Genomic DNA, 14,364 nt, shown 5'->3' on the forward strand with positions numbered 1-14,364 from the left:
GGAGGGACGACTCGCGCCGTCCTCCCGCCTTCTGTGAATTGAATTACTCGATGACCTTGGTCACGATGCCGGCGCCGACGGTGCGGCCGCCTTCGCGGATCGCGAAGCGCATCTGCTCTTCGATACCGACCGGCGTGATGAGCTCGATCGTCATCGTGATGTTGTCGCCCGGCATGACCATCTTCGTGCCCTCGGGCAGCTGGCAGGTGCCGGTCACGTCCGTCGTGCGCATGTAGAACTGCGGACGGTAGTTCGTGAAGAACGGCGTGTGACGGCCGCCCTCTTCCTTCTTGAGGACGTAAACTTCGCCCTCGAACTTCTTGTGCGTCTTCACCGAGCCGGGCTTGGCAAGGATCTGGCCGCGCTCGACATCGTTCTTCTCGATGCCGCGGAGGAGAACGCCGACGTTGTCACCCGCGCGGCCCTCGTCGAGCAGCTTGCGGAACATTTCGACGCCCGTGACCGTGGTCTTGCGGGTCTCGCGGAAGCCGAGGATCTCGACTTCTTCGCCCGTCTTCACGATGCCACGCTCGATACGGCCGGTGACGACCGTGCCGCGGCCCTTGATCGAGAACACGTCCTCGATCGCCATGAGGAAGGGCTTGTCCGTGTCACGGACCGGCTCCGGAATCTGCTCGTCGAGGGCGGCAATGAGGTTGCCGATCGACTCTTCCCACTTCGGCTCGCCGTTGAGCGCCGGGAAGGCGGCGACCTGAACGACCTTCGCCGTGTCGCCGGGGAACTTGTTCTTCGAGAGGAGCTCGCGGACTTCCATCTCGACGAGGTCGAGCATCTCCGCGTCCTCGACGGCGTCGCACTTGTTGAGCGCGACGACGAGGTGCTGGAGACCGACCTGGCGAGCGAGGAGAACGTGCTCACGCGTCTGCGGCATGACCGAGTCGAGCGCGCTGACGACGAGGATCGCGCCGTCCATCTGCGCGGCGCCCGTGATCATGTTCTTGATGTAGTCGGCGTGGCCGGGGCAGTCGACGTGCGCGTAGTGGCGCGTCGGGCTCTCGTACTCGACGTGCGAGACGGCGATCGTGACCGTCTTCGTGGCGTCACGGACCGTTCCGCCCTTCGCGATGTCGGCGTAGCTGATCGCCTTCGCGAGACCCTTCTTCGACTGCACCTTCACGAGAGCGGCCGTCAGCGTGGTCTTGCCGTGGTCGATGTGACCGATGGTGCCGACGTTGACGTGGGGCTTGCTACGCGTGAATTTCTCTTTCGCCATGACTTTCTCCGTGACACCCGTGAGGGTGGAAACCTTGTTTAGCGGCTGATGCCCTTGACCTTCGCGACGATCTCTTCTTGGACGGCCGCGGGGACGGGGGCGTAATGCGAGAAATGGAGTGAGGAGGTCGCTCGGCCCTGCGTGAGCGACCGGAGGTCGGTCACGTAGCCGAACATCGATGCGAGCGGAACTTCGGAGTCGATGACCTGCGCGTTGCCGCGCTGGCTCATGCCGAGGATCTTGCCGCGGCGCGAGTTGAGGTCGCCGATGACGTCGCCCATGTACTGTTCGGGAACGACGACTTCGTTCTTCATGATCGGCTCAAGCAGGTGCAGGTTCGCCCGCTTCGCGCCTTCCTGGAAGCAGAGCGACGCGGCGATTTCGAACGCCGCCGCACTCGAGTCGACGTCGTGGTAGCTGCCGTCGTAGACGCGCGCCTTCATGTCGACGAGGGGGAAGCCGGCGAGGACACCGCGGTCCATCGCTTCCTTCACACCCTTTTCGATCGACGGGATGAACTCCTTCGGGATCACGCCGCCGACGATGGCGTTCTCGAACACGTAGCCCGAGCCACGCTCACCCGGCTCGATCTCCATGAGGACGTGGCCGTACTGGCCGCGACCACCGGACTGCTTCGCGTACTTGTACTCGCAGGCGACCTTCTTGCCGATCGCCTCGCGGTACGCGACTTCGGGCTTGCCGACGTTCGACTCGACCTTGAACTCGCGGCGGAGGCGGTCGCAGATGATGTCGAGGTGGAGCTCGCCCATGCCGCTGATGATCGTCTGACCGCTCTCCTCGTCCGTGTGGACGCGGAACGAGGGGTCTTCGGCAGCGAGCTTCTGGAGGCCGACGCCGAGCTTCTCGATGTCGGCCTTGGTCTTCGGCTCGACGGCGATCGAGATGACGGGCTCCGGGAAGACCATCTTCTCGAGAATGATCGGCTTCTTCTCGTCGCAGAGCGTGTCGCCCGTGCGCGTGTCCTTCAAGCCGACGGCCGCGTAGATGTTGCCGGCATCCGCCTCGGTGAGCTCCTCACGCTTGTTCGCGTGCATGCGGAGGATGCGGCCGATGCGCTCACGCTTTCCACGCGTGGAGTTCATGACCATCGTGCCGCTCTGAATCGTTCCCGAGTAGACGCGGAAGAACGTCAGGTTGCCGTGCGGGTCGTTGATGATCTTGAACGAGTAGGCCGAGAAGGGAGCCTTGTCGTCCGCGAGGCGCTCCTCTTCCTTGTCGTTGTCAGGGTTGACGCCCTTGACCGGCGGGATGTCGAGCGGCGACGGGAGGTAGTTGACGACCGCGTCGAGGAGGAGCTGGACGCCCTTGTTCTTGAATGCCGAGCCGCAGAGGACCGGGAAGAACTTGAAGGTCGTGCAGCCCTTGCGGAGCGCGGCGACGAGCTCGGCTTCCGTGATCTCGTCCGACTTGCCATCCATGTACTTCGACATGATGGTGTCGTCGAGGTCGGCACAGGCCTCGATCATCTTCTCGCGGTACTCGACGCACTTGGCCTTGATGGCCTCGGGGATCTCCGTCCACGAGTACTTCTGGCCCTTCGACTCCTCGTCGAAGATCGCGGCGCGCATCGTGATGAGGTCGACGACGCCCTTGTGCTGATCTTCCTCGCCGACCGGCCACTGGATCGCGACGGGCGTAACGCCAAGGCGCTCCTTGATCGACTTGACGTTCATCTCGAAGTCCGCGCCCGTCTTGTCCATCTTGTTGACGAACACGATGCGCGGAACGCGGAACTTATCGGCCTGACGCCAGACGGTCTCCGTCTGCGGCTCGACACCGTTGCCGCCGTCGAGGACGGCCACTGCGCCGTCGAGAACGCGGAGCGAACGCTCGACTTCGATCGTGAAGTCGACGTGGCCTGGCGTGTCGATGATGTTGATGCGGTGGCTGACGCCCGCGTGGGGGCCTTCGACGGGCTTCCAGAAGCAGTTCGTCGCGGCCGAGGTGATCGTGATCCCGCGCTCCTGCTCCTGGACCATGTAGTCCATGGTCGCGGCGCCCTCGTGGACCTCACCGATCTTGTAGTTGACGCCCGTGTAATAGAGGACGCGCTCGGTCGTCGTCGTCTTGCCCGCGTCGATGTGGGCCATGATTCCGATGTTTCGCGTTCTCTCGAGCGAATATTCGCGGGCCACGTGAATCTCCGTTTCGGTGCGGGGGGAGGGTTGAGAGAGGCGGGGGCGGAACTACGAGAACTTCGGTGACGAGAGCGAGCGAGACTGAGACTGCGAAATCTGGGAGGCTAGATGCACGAAACCCTCTCTGGCCATCCCGCTGCCGTTTTCAGCGGGCCCCAGCGCTCTAAGAGCGTCCGGGCAGTCCAGAGAGGGTGCCGAGGTACCACTTCAGTTTTTTCGTGCCCTGCCGCCTCATCTTTGGAGGCTGGTTCGAAGGCACACTGGGGTAACCCGGTCCTTATGTCTTGCTGTGCATTTCTTGCGGTTCTTTACGGCTTACCTAGCAGCTGAGGTTCGCTTCCGGAGGCTCCATGACCACCTATTGAAGAAGGCGCATGTCACCTAGGGATGGGGCCGGCTTTCTACCAACGCCGTGCAAGATGTCAAGATGACTTGGCGCCGAAGGTGGTTAGCACCTCTGCCAGGTCCGTCCAGGGCCTTTGGGCTCGCCTGCCCGCTACGCCTCCCGCCCGCACCTTCAGCTGAGCTTCAATGCGGCTCGGCATTCGCCGAGTCCTCTTGGACCTCCGTGGACTCCGTCCAGCGAGGCTGGACTCTGTCCACTCCGGTTCAGCGGCAGAAACTGCCGTAGAAGCGGGAGAGGATGGGATCGGTTTCCGGCAGGCAGGTCGTGTTGGCCGGGCAGTCCGACGAAGTCACGCAGATGATGCGGCCCTTGGTGTTGCAGTCCGAGGCCGCCAGGCATTGGATCGAGCCGAGGTTCTTCGAGAGACGCTGGCCCTCTTCCATGGGAAGGACGCAGCAGGCCTGACCGCTGCAGTTGGCCGCGCTCGAGCAGCGCTGCGCGATCTGGTTGGTGAAGGTGTCCCCGGTCGAGACGAACTGGCCGCAGCTTCCCCCGATCGACTGGCATTTGGCTGAGCTCGAGTCGAGCGACCGCGTCGCGGCCGAGTCCTCACCGTTGTAGGTCACGCAGCATTCCGCCGAGGTGATGTCACAGACGATGTTCGTCGTCGCGCACTGAACCTTGCCAGGCGGGAGGTCGCTGGCGTCGGGGACGCCCGTTCCGCTCGAGCCGTTCGTTCCGCTCGAGCCGTTCGTTCCGCTCGAGCCGTTCGTGGTTGGCGTTCCACTCGAGCCTCCGGAGTTCGTGCCGCCGGAGCTGCCCTCGTGGTTGTCCGCAAGCCCGTCGAGGCTCCGGAGGCTGCAGTGAACGAGCCCGGAGGCGGCGAGAAGCAAGGAGACGAGCGAGATCACGCGAGCACTGCCCATGCGATGCGCATCCTACCGTGAGGACGGGTGTCGAGCGAAGAGGCCGCACGACTTTCTCCGAACGACTTGTCGAGAGAGCGATCGCGGGCTTAACTGCGCGCCCACGATGACGCAGCCCGAGCCTGAGCGGGGCGAGGGTGCCGACCCTGTGACGCCCGTTCCGCATAGCGGTGAACGAGTGCCTCCCCCGCGGGGATTGCGGGCGCCTCGTGTCTCGTCGGCCCGCGCGCGCGCGGGCGCGCACACCCGCGAGGGTCGGGTCGGTGGCTCGTTCCTTCGATGGTTCGGGCCGGTCGCGCGCGTCCGCATGCTGCGTCGCGTCGTGGCCCCTCTGCTGGTGGCCCTCATCCCCTTCTTCTGGGTGTGCGACGCCACGAACCGTTCCTCGCTCGCGACTGTCGGGCGTGACCAAGGGATCTTCCAGTACGTCGCGTGGGCGGTTCTGCGAGGCGACGTCGACTACCGGGACATCCGCGACGTCAACGGCCCCCTCGTTCACCTTCTCCACGTCGTGATGCTGGTTCTCGGCGGCGGCGACGAACATCGCTTCCACGTCCTGGAGCTCCTCGCGACAGGCATCTCGTTCGCCGTCGCGGGCGCCTGCCTCCCGGGCCTCGTGAGCAAGCGCACGCCGAGTCCCGTCACCCGTCTGGCATGGGCACTCGCCGGCTGGGTCGTTCTCTCGGGCCAGTACCACCTCTACACGTACTGGAACCAGGCGCAGCGCGAGAGCTTCTGCGATTGGTTCCTTCTACCGAGCCTCGCCCTCCAGCTCTTGCCGCCGGCGCGCACCAAGCAGAGGGCGTCGCTTCGCATCGTCGGCATCGCAGCCCTGTCGACCATCACCTGGTTCGGCAAACCGAGCTTCCTCCCCTTCACCGTCGCGCAGCTCATCGTGTTGCTGCTCGAGCGCGACGACGTCCTTTCGCGAAGCGCGCGCTTCGGTCGATTCGTCCTCGGTGGCCTGCTCGGGGCGGTCGTGCCGATGGCCTATCTCCTCCGTTATGGAGATGCCGCGACGTTCATTCGAATTTCGTTGCTCGACGTTCCGCAGGTCTACCGCTTCATCTGGGCCAAGAGCGTCCCCGAGATCTTCGGCGAAGAAGGCCCGCTCGGCGATGCCACACTGGGCGTCGCGTGTGCCGTGCTCGTCACGAGCCTGGTTGCCGTGCGCGAGCTTCCGAAGCGAGCGCTGGTCGTCCCCCTCGGCATCGGTGCCGGCCTCTGCAACGTCATCGCGCAACACAAGGGCTTCGGCTACCACTTCCATCCGCTCACGGCGCTCACCGCGCTTGGCTGGCTCATGGTCGTGGTGATGATCGCCGAGCGATTCGAGGGCGCACCTCGGAAGCGTCCGCTCGGGCGTTACTTCTCGCTCGGTATCGCCACGGCGCTCGGCCTCTTCGTCGCCTCGAACATGAAGAACTCGCCGCACACGCGCAACGTGTGGATCCTCGGCGGAGGCGAGACGGCGGAGCGACGTGCCGATCCGGAGTACTTCGCGACCTTCCGCAACCACGACTTCTTCCCGTGGGAGATGAGGCAGGCCGCGCAGTACATCGCGAGCCACACCTCGCCCGATGCACGCGTGCAGGTCTACGGCATGGATCCCTATCTGCTCTTCCTCGCCGAACGGAAGAGCGCCACGCCGTACATCTATGCTTACGACCTCAACGCCGACGCCGCGCTCGACGGTGGTTGGAAGAACCGACCGACCGACGCGCAGCGCGCACGCATTCGAGGCATTCGCCACGATCACGAGCACGACATGCTGCGCAAACTGAAGGCGAATCCCCCGGAGGTGTTCGTCTTCATCGACCGCTCGCCGCTCATCACCTTCCAAGACGCATGGGAAGACTTCCGCTACGCGTGCCCGGACAGCGCGGCGTGGGTCGGCGCGAACTACCACCCGGCGCGCGCGTTCGGTGAATTCCACGTGTGGATTCACGACGGGTCGAAGAATCCCGACGTCGAAGCTCCCTACGCGACGCCTTGGAGCGAAGGCGCCACCGACGGCACGCTTTGACGGGCGCACCCGCGCTCGCTTCGCGAGCCAATTCGTCCGCTTCGTTTTCCTGATCGCCACACGCGCATCGCCGTGAGTTTTCCGCTCGTGTGGCGACGGGCGAACCGCCTGCGTTGCGTGCTACGAAGAGTGCATGCGAACGCGATCGTGTAGCGGCGAGCTCGAAATCAGGGCAACGCTCTTCACGCTACTGGCGTTTGGAGCGCTCGGAGTCGCCTGTACGGGGGACATCTCGGGCGACGACACGACGGCAGTCGACGAAGCTGGCGCGCTACCGGACGCGAGCGCTCCGAACGGTGACGCGAGCGCGCCGAAAGACGCCACGACGGACGCCGCGGCCGATGGTCCGCCTCCTGGCCCCGTGAGTCCCACGTACGAGGACTTCGAGGTGAATCACTTCCTGCTGACGGGCCAGAGCAACGCCGTCGCCAACGGAGGCGATCCGCCCCTCACCACCGCGCCGCTCGAAGGCTACTCGAACCTCATGTTCGACACCGGCGTCATGCCGATGAAGTCCTGCGACGGCAACGGCTGCAGGGCGTACGACACGCCGACGTCGTTCGTGCCGCTGGTCGACGGCGATGACTTCTTCGGCTACGCCGTCGAGACCGCCGCTTCGAGTATCGGCTACGGAATCTCGCATCTCGCGAAGGCTCGTTACGAATTCGGCACGCGCGCCGGCTACCCGTCGAAGCACGACATGCTCGTGAGCGTCCACGGGCGCAGCGGCAACACGTACTGGTGTCTGCGCAAGGGTTTCTGCACGTACAACGCCGACAGCGGTTATCTGAGTCCGTTCGCACAAGCGATGAGCGAGGTGGAGAGCGCCAAGGGCCTCGCCGCTGCGTCGGGCCGCTCGTACGTGGTCCGGGCCGTGGGCGCCATCCACGGCGAGAGCGATCACTACGCGTACGTCTTCGGCACGAGCGAGTTTCCCCTGCCCGGCACCGACGGCACGCCCGGCAAGGTCAAAGATTACGCCGACGCGCTCGTCGAATGGCAGCAGGACCTCGATGCCTCCATCAAGGCGATCACGGGTCAGAAGCAGAACGTTCCGCTCCTCGTCTCCGGCTTGAGCGGATGGACCACCGTGCGAGAGAGCAAGCTCGCGCAGATGCAGCTCGATGCGCACGTGCGCGCTCCGGAGAAGGTGATCTACGTGACGCCCGCATACCCCATGGAGGTGCGCGAAGACTGCCTGCATTACAGCAACGCCGGCCAGCGCCACCTCGGCGAGTACTTCGCGAAGGTCTACGGACGTGTGGTGCTCGGCGGGCAGTCATGGGAGCCGGTTCGTCCGAAGAGCATTTCGCGCGCGGGCAACGTGGTCACCGTCGTCTATTACGTGCCGGTGCCGCCCCTCGTGGTCGACACGAAGCTCGTCAGCGCCGCCGAGAGCTACGGCTTCGACTTCTGGGACAACGGCAACCGCGTGGGCATCGCGAGCGTCGCCGTTTCCGGCCCCGACACGGTGACCATCACCCTGAACGCCGCCCCCTCGGGCACGAACATGCGCCTCACCTACGCTCAAAATCAGCCGCTCAACGACCAAGGCGGGTCGGCAGGCTGCATCGGCAACGGCCTCGCGTATGCAGGCGGGGCACGCGGCAACCTGCGCGACTCGGACGATACGCCGTCTCTCTTCGGCAACGATCTGTCGAATTGGGGCGTGAATTTCGAGGCCGCCGTCCCCTGACCGGTTCCGACGCCGCTCGGCGCTCCGGAACCAAACGACGAACGACTGCCCCTTGCGTACGCAAGAAGTGACTATAAACTCGTGTTCGGAGGGGGCATGGGCAGCGGCACGCCATTCAAGAGTCATCCGCCGCCTGAGGGGAGAGGCTCTGTCGCGCCTGGCCCGCTTGGCGCACCTGTCACGTCTATCGCGTCTATCGCGTCTACCGCGTCTAGCTCGTCGAACGCGCCTGCCCTAGCTGGCCTGACGCCGTTACCGGCTGGCGCCGAGCAGCGACGCATCGCCGAACTGCGAAGCGAGCGCGGATCGCTCGACATGTTCGCGCCGCCCCACATGTTGGTGACCCGCGCCGTGGGCCACCTCGACACGAGCATGGCCGAAGAGTGGATTCGGCGCTCTCCGCGTCTTTTCACGTCCACCCGCCCGATCGCCATCTTCAACGATTGGGACCTCCTCGAATCCTATGACTCGAAGGCGCGCACCATCCTCACGGAGTGGGTCCTCGACCATCGCACGAAGATCGAAGGCGCGTGGTTCCTCACGGGCTCACGGATGGTTGCGATGGGCGTGGCGGTCGCAGGCGCAGCAACGGCCATCGCGGGCATCACGCTGAACGCCTCGCTCAATCGTCCCCGCTGGGAGACCTTGTTACGAGAGCGCCTCGCCGAAGGCGACGTGATGCAAACCCGCCCCTAGCCGCAATGCCGTTCGGATAGGCAAACAATCTCACAGGAAGGTCGGAAGACCGGAAGGTTTGATGATTGCCCCGCGCAGGGCGCCGAACCCCGCTTGCTGGGGAACGGAATTGCACCAACGCCGACGGCGGTGTCACGCGATCTGTCCGCTCTCCGCAAAAAAACTTCCGCCCTTCCTGTGAAAAATCTCAGGTCGGATCCATCGGAGTCAGAGGAGCGCGAGAAATGCAAGACGCCCGCTACGGCGAACCGTGCGGGCGTCGAGCTATGGATCCGGCGATATCTACCGCCGGAAACCAATCACCAGCGGTAGTGGGCGAACGCCTTGTTGGCTTCGGCCATCTTGTGCGTGTCGTCCTTCTTCTTCACCGCGTTGCCACGGCCCTGCGCGGCGTCGAAGAACTCGGCGGCGAGGCGCTCACGCATCGTCTTTTCGCCGCGCTCACGCGCGTACTGGACGAGCCAGCGCATCGCGAGAGCGACGCGGCGCTCCGGACGGACTTCGACCGGAACCTGGTAGGTCGCACCACCGACGCGGCGGCTCTTGACCTCGAGCTTCGGCTTGACGTTGTCGAGCGCCTTGCGGAAGACCTCGAGCGGGTCCTCCTTGAAGCGCTCGCCGATCACGTCGAAGGAGCCGTAGAGGATGCCTTCCGCGACAGCCTTCTCTCCGTCGAACATCAGTGTGTTCGTGAACTTGGAGACAAGCTTGTCCTTGTACTTGGGGTCCGGGATGATTCGGCGCTTCGGGACTTCGCGACGGCGGGGCATTTCTCAGATCTCCAGCTCTTTTAGGATCAAGCCTTCGGGCGCTTCACGCCGTACTTCGAACGCTTGCGGTTGCGGTTCGCCTTGTTGGTCGACGACGGACCAATGGCGCCCGACGCGTCCAGCGTGCCACGGACGACGTGGTAACGAACGCCCGGGAGGTCCTTCACACGACCGCCGCGGATGAGGACGACCGAGTGCTCCTGAAGGTTGTGACCCTCGCCCGGGATGTACGACGTGACTTCCATCTGGTTCGTCAGACGAACACGGCAGACCTTACGAAGGGCCGAGTTCGGCTTCTTCGGCGTGGTCGTGTACACGCGAACGCAGACACCCCGCTTCTGCGGGCAGCTCTTGAGGGCGGGGGAGGCCGTCTTGACGCGGGCCGCCTCGCGACCGTGATTGATGAGCTGATTGATGGTCGGCATCGAGGAGAAATCCTGGCGAAAAGGACTAGTGAACTAGTTACCGTGTTCGAGGGTCAGTTTCCCGGTCCGGGTGTCGGAGCTCTTCGCGTCAAAAACCCGCGAAAAAGACAACTCGGGCCTGGGGAGGCGCGCACTCTAGTCGCGGCGCTCAATCTGTCAAGTAGCTGCCTACAAAGTGGGCCCAGAAGGCTTTTTCGTAGGGCAAGTTTCCTGCGTCGATTGTTTGCAACTTCCGGGAGCGTCAGAGCGCGTAGCGCGAATCGGCAGCGAGAGCGTAACGAAAACGGCTAGCGAACCAACGTCCAGAAAACGAGTGCGCCGACCGCAATACGGTAGAAGCCGAACGGCGACAAGCCGAACCTCTTCAAGTAGGCGATGAAAGCGGCGATGACCGCCCAGGCCACGAGGAAGGACACGGCGAGACCGACCACGAGGTTCGCGCCGCCGAGGCCGGCGAGAGCCTCGCGAGACTTCAACATTTCGTAGAGCGTGGCCGCGCCGAGCGTCGGGAGCCCCAGCAAGAACGAGAACTCGGCGGCGGTGGCCGTGGAGAGGCCGGTCAGCTGCCCAGCCATGATCGTGCACATCGAACGCGAAGAGCCTGGCCACATCGAGATGCACTGGCCGAGGCCGATGAGGAAGGCGCGCTTCGGCGTCACGTGCTCGAGGCCGAGATCGCCCTCGTGCCCTCGCTTTTTGCGCACGAACTCGATGGCGATCATCACGATGCCGCCCACGATGAGCGCGATGGCCACCGGCGCCGGGCCAAAGAGCAGCGCTTTGATCTTCTTACGTAGCAGGACGCCGAGCACGGCCGTGGGAAGGAACCCCAGCGCGAGCGCAACGAGGAGCGCAACGCTCTCTTTCTTTCCGGACGTCAGCCCGGTCGCGCGCTCCCAGAGAAGACTGCGGTAGTGCACGAGCACGGCGAGAATGGCGCCGAGCTGGATGACGACGTCGAACGCGTCGGCGCCCTCGCCTTCGAGCCCCAGCCAGCGGCTGACGAGAATCAGGTGGCCCGTGGACGAAACCGGGAGGTACTCGGTGAGCCCTTCGACCACGCCCAGAATGGCGGCGATCAGCGGATTCACGAGAGCCCTCGAGCGCGAAGCGAAACCATGCGACGCGCTCTACATAACAGTTGCGAGGAGCCCCCGCTTCAGAACGTGGACGTCGTGAGCTCGCCCGCGATGTTTCCCGCGTTCGAGACGTTGCCACGTGCTCGAAGCACGATGCGGCCCATGGCGCCGCCGCCTCCACCGCCCCCGCCCGACACGCCAATCGTCGGCGGGTTGCCGACGTTGCCACCGTTGCCACCGCCCGTTTGCGAACCGAGGCCACCGAAGGCGACGGCCGACGGCCCGAGCTTCCCGTCGTCGCCGTCGTAACCGTCGAGCAGGTCGCCGCCGCCCGCACCGCCGCCTCCTCCCGTGGCGCCGAGCGACGTGCTGCTCGGGAGCGTGATCGATCCCACCGACTCGAGCACGATGGTGCCGCCTGCCCCGCCACCGCCTCCACCCTTGCTCTTCGAGCATCCGCCGAGAGCTCCGCCGCCGTGGACATCGATGCTCGCGGGGAAACCGAACGTGATGGCCCCCATCGCAGAAATCTGGATGGCTCCGCCGCCCGCACCGCCGCTTCCCTGCCCCTTGCACTGGTTCTTGTCGAACCCTCCACCGTTTCCGCCGCCCGCGCCGCCCACGAGTGCGTTCGCGGCGTTCGCCGAAGCTCCTCCGGTTCCTCCGGCAGACATCAGCCGAGTCGATCCTGCCGCGCCAGTCGTGGCGTGCCCCGCGCCACCGCCGCCCGAGCCCGAATCTCCGCTCGCCAGCCCATCGGCGCCTTTGCCCGTCCCACTGCTCGGAACAGCTCCGCCGGGCCCCGGCGTGGCCCCTTCCGCGTAGGCGGCGATCGAGCCGCTCATCGTCACCGCGTTGCTCGCGACGATGGCGAGGGCGCGTTTGCCTTTCACTTGGAGCGTGCCGCTGATGTCGACCGTGTGCAGCGACCAGACGGCAATGTCACCGTCGGCGACGAGGTTCGGACTCGTCACGCCATCGACCGTCAGGTTCGTGGTATCGACGACCACCTTGGCGACGAACGCAACCGACAGATCGGGCCCGTCGAGGCGGTACGACGTCGGCCCGATGTTCGAAGGCGAGAACGGCACGCCGGCGTCGGGCCGTTGACCTTCGGCGTCGACGCCCGGAGAACCGTCGCCCGGGTTCCCTCCGTCGTCGGTAGAGGGGGCATCCACGTGCGAGCCGCCCTTGCCGGGCAAGTTCGCGCCGCCATCCTCTCCGAACGGATCGGAATCGCCATGGGCGCCGCGCTCCCCGACGGCGTCGAGACCGCACCCAAGGGCCAGGGCCCCGACGGAGACCGCTGGGACCGCCAGCGCCGCGAGCAGCCTCCCCCACGAGCTCGAGCGCACCCGAGCCCCCCCGTTCGCGACCACCGAAGTGCGACGCACGGACTAACGTTAACACATGGCTCTGTTTCCGCCGCTCGATATGAACCCCGAGGACGTGCGCGCGGCCCTCGCGCCCCTTCGCAACGATTTTTCCGTGGCGGTCTACACGGCCGAGAACGCCTTCGCCGTCGGGGCAATCATCCGCGTGGCCCACAGTTTTCTGGCCCGCGAGATCATCCTCATCGGCAGCAGCCCGCACTACGAGAAGGCATCGATGGGAATGGAAAAATACGAGACCATCACGCGCGTGCAGGACGACGACGCGTTCCTCCAGCACGTGGCGGGGCGCCCCGTTTGGGCGCTCGAGAAGGATCGTGCCCGCGCGAGCCTGTATGGGATCACCGCTTTTCCCAAGAACGTGGTGCTGCTCTTCGGAAGCGAACGATTCGGCATTCCGGCGCCCATGCTCGAGCGTGCCGATGAGGTTCTCGGGATTCCGATCTACGGCGTGAACCATTCCCTCCCGCTCGCCGTTGCCTCTGGAATCGTCATGAGCGAGTGGGCGCGACGGCACTACGTCGACAAGACCTTCTGAGCTCGCGCCTTCCGCCTTTCGCCTTTCGCCTTTCGCCTCGGAACGGCCGATGCAACCTCGCCCGGATGGGAAGACCTGCAGCGTTCCACTCATCCGTCAGCGAGGTGCGGCCATGGGAGAAATGACGAAAGCGGTGCATGAAGATGCTTGGCCGAGCTTGCCTCTCGCGGCGTGGCGCGACACGCGGGACACGTTGCACCTATGGGCACAGATGATCGGCAAGATTCGTCTCGGCCTCTGCCCGATGGTCAATCACTGGTGGAACGTCCCGCTCTACGTGAACGGGCGCGGTCTCACGACGTCGACGATCCCCTACGAGGACCGCTCGCTCGAGATTCATTTCGACTTCCTCCAGCACGAGCTCGTCATCGAGACGTGCGACGGAGATCGGCGGACGGTCGCCCTCGAGCCGCGCACGGTGAAGAGCTTCTACGAGGAGCTCATGGGCAAGCTCCACGACATCGGCATCGACGTCCACATCCGCACGATGCCGGTCGAGATCCCCAACGCGATTCCCTTCGATCAGGACGAGCTCCACAAGTCCTACGATGCCGACTACGCCCATCGCTTCTGGCTCACGCTGGTCTCCGTCGATCGCGTGCTGCAGCAGTTCCGTGGCGGCTTCGTCGGCAAAGCGAGCCCCGTGCATTTCTTCTGGGGGAGCTTCGACCTCGTGGCCACGCGCTTCTCGGGGAGACGCGCGCCGCCCCACGGCGCCGTGCCGAACACGCCGCTCTCGGTCGTGCAGGAAGCCTATTCGCACGAGCAAGAGAGCTGCGGATTCTGGACGGGCGGAGGCGGCTACGACGACGCCGCGTTCTTCTCGTACATCTATCCGGAGCCCGAGGGCTACGCGAAGGCCAAGGTGCCTGCGCCGGGGTTCTTCAGCGAGACGATGCGCGAGTTTCTCTTGCCCTACGAGAACGTGCGCACCTCACCCGATCCGGCAGGCATGATCCTGTCGTTCGCGCAGGCCACGTACGACGCGGCTGCCGATCTGGCGCACTGGAACCGTACCGCGCTCGAACGTTCGGCGCGGCCGATGCCGCACGAATACCGTACGGCCGGGCCCTGATCC

The 14,364-nt window shown here is 65.1% G+C and carries 12 protein-coding genes; 5 read left to right on the plus strand and 7 right to left on the minus strand.

Annotated elements, in window-relative coordinates; genetic code table 11:
* Positions 1-43: 43 nt before the first annotated feature.
* The 3 genes from tuf to AKJ09_RS01655 all read right to left on the minus strand — a co-directional run bounded on the left by tuf (position 44) and on the right by AKJ09_RS01655 (position 4,665).
* The gene (tuf, locus tag AKJ09_RS01645; protein ID WP_146645413.1) at positions 44-1,234 is read right to left on the minus strand and encodes an elongation factor Tu; all 1,191 of its coding nucleotides are present in this window, start codon (positions 1,232-1,234) and stop codon (positions 44-46) included.
* A gap of 38 nt (positions 1,235-1,272) precedes the next feature.
* The gene (gene fusA / locus AKJ09_RS01650) at positions 1,273-3,390 is read right to left on the minus strand and encodes an elongation factor G (protein WP_146645414.1); all 2,118 of its coding nucleotides are present in this window, start codon (positions 3,388-3,390) and stop codon (positions 1,273-1,275) included.
* Positions 3,391-4,002: 612 nt separating this feature from the next.
* On the minus strand, positions 4,003-4,665 hold the full coding sequence (locus AKJ09_RS01655; RefSeq protein WP_146645415.1) for a hypothetical protein: 663 nt from the start codon (positions 4,663-4,665) through the stop codon (positions 4,003-4,005).
* A gap of 322 nt (positions 4,666-4,987) precedes the next feature.
* Here AKJ09_RS01655 and AKJ09_RS01660 point away from each other — a divergent pair, with 322 nt between their 5' ends.
* The 3 genes from AKJ09_RS01660 (at position 4,988) to AKJ09_RS01670 (ending at position 9,083) form a co-directional block, all read left to right on the plus strand.
* Positions 4,988-6,691: a hypothetical protein gene (locus AKJ09_RS01660; RefSeq protein ID WP_146645416.1), complete on the plus strand. Its 1,704-nt coding sequence runs from the start codon at positions 4,988-4,990 to the stop codon at positions 6,689-6,691.
* A 133-nt stretch (positions 6,692-6,824) separates the two neighbouring features.
* Positions 6,825-8,387: a hypothetical protein gene (locus AKJ09_RS01665; protein ID WP_146645417.1), complete on the plus strand. Its 1,563-nt coding sequence runs from the start codon at positions 6,825-6,827 to the stop codon at positions 8,385-8,387.
* 315 nt (positions 8,388-8,702) lie between these two features.
* Positions 8,703-9,083, plus strand: a complete 381-nt coding sequence (locus AKJ09_RS01670) for a hypothetical protein (RefSeq protein WP_146645418.1) — start codon at positions 8,703-8,705, stop codon at positions 9,081-9,083.
* Between the two features lie 299 nt (positions 9,084-9,382).
* On the opposite strand, the gene rpsG is transcribed toward AKJ09_RS01670, so the two are convergent.
* The 4 genes from rpsG to AKJ09_RS55460 all read right to left on the minus strand — a co-directional run bounded on the left by rpsG (position 9,383) and on the right by AKJ09_RS55460 (position 12,751).
* Positions 9,383-9,853, minus strand: coding sequence for a 30S ribosomal protein S7 (rpsG, locus tag AKJ09_RS01675; protein WP_146645419.1), 471 nt, complete (start codon positions 9,851-9,853; stop codon positions 9,383-9,385).
* A gap of 26 nt (positions 9,854-9,879) precedes the next feature.
* Positions 9,880-10,278, minus strand: a complete 399-nt coding sequence (rpsL, locus tag AKJ09_RS01680) for a 30S ribosomal protein S12 (protein ID WP_146645420.1) — start codon at positions 10,276-10,278, stop codon at positions 9,880-9,882.
* 287 nt (positions 10,279-10,565) lie between these two features.
* A complete protein-coding gene (locus AKJ09_RS01685) occupies positions 10,566-11,369 on the minus strand; it encodes an undecaprenyl-diphosphate phosphatase (protein ID WP_146645421.1) in 804 nt (267 codons plus the stop codon).
* A 68-nt stretch (positions 11,370-11,437) separates the two neighbouring features.
* Positions 11,438-12,751, minus strand: coding sequence for a hypothetical protein (locus AKJ09_RS55460; protein WP_169927168.1), 1,314 nt, complete (start codon positions 12,749-12,751; stop codon positions 11,438-11,440).
* Positions 12,752-12,767: 16 nt separating this feature from the next.
* Here AKJ09_RS55460 and AKJ09_RS01695 point away from each other — a divergent pair, with 16 nt between their 5' ends.
* Complete coding sequence (locus AKJ09_RS01695) at positions 12,768-13,286, plus strand: TrmH family RNA methyltransferase (protein WP_240488370.1); 519 nt, start codon at positions 12,768-12,770, stop codon at positions 13,284-13,286.
* A gap of 121 nt (positions 13,287-13,407) precedes the next feature.
* Positions 13,408-14,361: a DUF5996 family protein gene (locus AKJ09_RS01700; RefSeq protein WP_420814270.1), complete on the plus strand. Its 954-nt coding sequence runs from the start codon at positions 13,408-13,410 to the stop codon at positions 14,359-14,361.
* Positions 14,362-14,364: the final 3 nt, after the last annotated feature.

This window comes from Labilithrix luteola, from assembly GCF_001263205.1.
Lineage (GTDB): Bacteria > Myxococcota_A > Polyangia > Polyangiales > Polyangiaceae > Labilithrix > Labilithrix luteola.

Excerpts from the sequence above, each read along its gene's own strand:
- tuf (WP_146645413.1), bottom strand. The coding sequence starts at position 1,234 with ATGGCGAAAGAGAAATTCACGCGTAGCAAGCCCCACGTCAACGTCGGC.
- AKJ09_RS01655 (WP_146645415.1), bottom strand. The coding sequence starts at position 4,665 with ATGGGCAGTGCTCGCGTGATCTCGCTCGTCTCCTTGCTTCTCGCCGCC.
- AKJ09_RS01665 (WP_146645417.1), top strand. The coding sequence starts at position 6,825 with ATGCGAACGCGATCGTGTAGCGGCGAGCTCGAAATCAGGGCAACGCTC.
- AKJ09_RS01670 (WP_146645418.1), top strand. The coding sequence starts at position 8,703 with ATGTTCGCGCCGCCCCACATGTTGGTGACCCGCGCCGTGGGCCACCTC.
- rpsG (WP_146645419.1), bottom strand. The coding sequence starts at position 9,853 with ATGCCCCGCCGTCGCGAAGTCCCGAAGCGCCGAATCATCCCGGACCCC.
- rpsL (WP_146645420.1), bottom strand. The coding sequence starts at position 10,278 with ATGCCGACCATCAATCAGCTCATCAATCACGGTCGCGAGGCGGCCCGC.
- AKJ09_RS01695 (WP_240488370.1), top strand. The coding sequence starts at position 12,768 with ATGGCTCTGTTTCCGCCGCTCGATATGAACCCCGAGGACGTGCGCGCG.
- AKJ09_RS01700 (WP_420814270.1), top strand. The coding sequence starts at position 13,408 with ATGACGAAAGCGGTGCATGAAGATGCTTGGCCGAGCTTGCCTCTCGCG.